Origin of the sequence: Aquabacterium sp., assembly GCF_029946005.1 — a bacterium.
GTDB lineage: Bacteria > Pseudomonadota > Gammaproteobacteria > Burkholderiales > Burkholderiaceae_C > Aquabacterium.
On sequence record NZ_JAQSDR010000018.1, the window covers coordinates 1 to 3,431 of the forward strand.

General features: G+C 48.6%; 1 tRNA gene and 2 rRNA genes. All 3 read right to left on the bottom strand.

From position 1 onward, the window contains the following. Positions 1–42: 42 nt before the first annotated feature. Positions 43–151: ribosomal RNA gene (gene rrf, locus PSV38_RS12630) — 5S ribosomal RNA — on the bottom strand. A 149-nt stretch (positions 152–300) separates the two neighbouring features. Then, positions 301–3,181 (bottom strand): 23S ribosomal RNA (locus tag PSV38_RS12635). A 175-nt stretch (positions 3,182–3,356) separates the two neighbouring features. Beyond that, positions 3,357–3,430 (bottom strand) — tRNA-Ala (locus tag PSV38_RS12640). Position 3,431: the final 1 nt, after the last annotated feature.

The window sequence follows — 3,431 nt, forward strand, 5'->3', positions numbered from 1 at the left end:
AAAACAAAAAATCCCCATCATTACTGATGAGGATTTTCAAAAGAAAGGCGACGACATACTCTCCCACAAACTGCAGTACCATCTGCGCAGGCGGGCTTAACTTCTCTGTTCGGGATGGGAAGAGGTGAGCCCCGCCGCAATAACCACCTTAAGTCGTTAGTTGCTTTGGGCAACTTGTTTACAGATGACCGTTAACTGTGAACGTTAACTGTAAACTAATATTATTAACACACTGGGATAAAGAAAAAATTGTTTATAAAAGAAAGAAAGTTCTCCCGGGCCTTGCGGCCCGGAGGATTCGTACATAAGCTTACGGGTTATTAGTACTACTCGACTATGACATTACTGCCTTTACATCTATAGCCTATCAACGTGGTCATCTTCCACGACCCTTAAAAGAAATCTCATCTTGTGGTGGGTTTCGCGCTTATATGCTTTCAGCGCTTATCCCTTCCCAACGTAGCTACTCTGCGATGCTCCTGGCGGAACAACAGATACACCAGCGGTTGGTCCAATTCGGTCCTCTCGTACTAGAATCAGATCCACTCAAATTTCTTGCGCCCGCAGTAGATAGAGACCGAACTGTCTCACGACGTTCTGAACCCAGCTCGCGTGCCACTTTAATGGGCGAACAGCCCAACCCTTGGGACCTTCTCCAGCCCCAGGATGTGACGAGCCGACATCGAGGTGCCAAACCCCCCCGTCGATATGAGCTCTTGGGGGAGATCAGCCTGTTATCCCCGGCGTACCTTTTATCCTTTGAGCGATGGCCCTTCCATGCGGAACCACCGGATCACTATGCTCTACTTTCGTACCTGATCGACCTGTATGTCTCTCAGTCAAGCTCCCTTATGCCATTGCACTCTACGCACGGTTACCAAGCGTACTGAGGGAACCTTTAGAAGCCTCCGTTACTCTTTTGGAGGCGACCACCCCAGTCAAACTACCCACCAAGCAATGTCCCCCACATAATGGGGTTAGGCTTCAGATAAGCAAAGGGTGGTATTTCAACAATGACTAACCAACGCCTGGCGACGCTGGATCGAAGTCTCCCACCTATCCTACACATCACTTATCCAAAGTCAATACTAAGCTATAGTAAAGGTGCACAGGGTCTTTTCGTCCCACTGCGGGTAAGCGGCATCTTCACCGCTACTACAATTTCACCGAGCTCATGGCTGAGACAGTGTCCAGATCGTTACACCATTCGTGCAGGTCGGAACTTACCCGACAAGGAATTTCGCTACCTTAGGACCGTTATAGTTACGGCCGCCGTTTACTGGGGCTTCAATTCAATGCTTCTCCGAAGATAACATCTCCTCTTAACCTTCCAGCACCGGGCAGGTGTCAGGCCCTATACTTCATCTTACGATTTTGCAGAGCCCTGTGTTTTTGATAAACAGTCGCCTGGACCTCTTCACTGCGGCCCACATTACTGTGGGCGACCCTTCTCCCGAAGTTACGGGTCTATTTTGCCTAATTCCTTAGCCATGAATCTCTCGAGCACCTTAGGATTCTCTCCTCGACTACCTGTGTCGGTTTGCGGTACGGGTACTAATAACCTGAAGTTTAGAGGTTTTTCTTGGAAGCCCTTAGGCGCACTATCTCTTTGTCCGAAGACTCCGAGTACTATCGTATTTCCCCAAGCCGCGTGGATTTGCCTGCGCAGCTTATAGGTAGGTACTTCAACGAACTATTCCGTCAGTTCGCGGCGCTTTCATCACTCCGTCACCCCATCACAGTTATCAGTAGTACGGGAATATTAACCCGTTGGCCATCGACTGTCCCTTTCGGGTTCGCCTTAGGACCCGACTAACCCTCAGCTGATTAGCATAGCTGAGGAAACCTTAGTCTTTCGGTGTGCGGGTTTCTCGCCCGCATTATCGTTACTTATGCCTACATTTTCTTTTCTAACCAGTCCAGCATGCCTTACGACACACCTTCAACCCTGTTAGAATGCTCCCCTACCACGTATATTACTATACATCCATAGCTTCGGTAATATGCTTATGCCCGATTATTATCCATGCCCGACCGCTCGACTAGTGAGCTGTTACGCACTCTTTAAATGAATGGCTGCTTCCAAGCCAACATCCTAGCTGTCTGTGCAGTCGGACCTCGTTCTTTCAACTTAGCATATATTTGGGGACCTTAGCTGATGGTCTGGGTTCTTTCCCTCTCGGACTTGGACCTTAGCACCCAAGCCCTCACTGTCGGTAAACATTATATAGCATTCGGAGTTTGTCAGGAATTGGTAGGCGGTGAAGCCCCCGCATCCAATCAGTAGCTCTACCTCTATATAACTTATAACCGACGCTGCACCTAAATGCATTTCGGGGAGTACGAGCTATTTCCGAGTTTGATTGGCCTTTCACCCCTACCCACAGGTCATCCGAAGACTTTTCAACGTCAACCGGTTCGGACCTCCACACTGTGTTACCAGCGCTTCATCCTGCCCATGGGTAGATCACACGGTTTCGCGTCTAACACTACTGACTAAAGCGCCCTATTCAGACTCGCTTTCGCTACGGATCCGTGGCTTAACCACTTATCCTTGCCAGCAACGTTAACTCGTAGGCTCATTATGCAAAAGGCACGCCGTCACCCCACGAAAGGGCTCCGACCGCTTGTAGGCGTATGGTTTCAGGATCTATTTCACTCCGTTATTCACGGTTCTTTTCACCTTTCCCTCACGGTACTGGTTCACTATCGGTCTCTCAGGAGTATTTAGCCTTAGCGGATGGTCCCGCCAGATTCAGACAGGGTTTCACGTGCCCCGCCCTACTCAGGATACCACTATCTATTACATCCCTTACCCATACGGGGCTATCACCCTCTTTGGCGGACCTTTCCAGGTCCTTCCGGTTCAGTTTGCATAAAATGTCGTGGTCCTACAACCCCAATCTTGCCGTAACAACATTGGTTTGGGCTAATCCGCGTTCGCTCGCCACTACTTACGGAATCACTTTTGTTTTCTTCTCCTCCGCCTACTTAGATGTTTCAGTTCAGCGGGTTTGCCCTCCTATCGGAGTAATACATCTTCAATGTATTGGGTTGCCCCATTCAGGTATCGCCGGATCAATTCGTGTGTGCCGATCCCCGGCGCTTTTCGCAGCTTATCACGCCTTTCATCGCCTCTGAGAGCCTAGGCATCCCCCATACGCCCTTATTTTGCTTATTGTACTATTTGTTTTGTTCGCAAGCGAACAAAACTGTGTCTTTCTACTTTTTAAATATTTTCTTATCCCAATATGTCAATGAACGGTTTCTTTCAGATAATAAATAATAGACTTAAACATCAAAGACTTGAATCGCCTTTTATATATTGGTCTTTTATCTATCAGTCTTTCAGATAGTGGAGAATAACGGAGTCGAACCGTTGACCTCCTGCGTGCAAGGCAGGCGCTCTAGCCAGCTGAGCTAATCCCCCA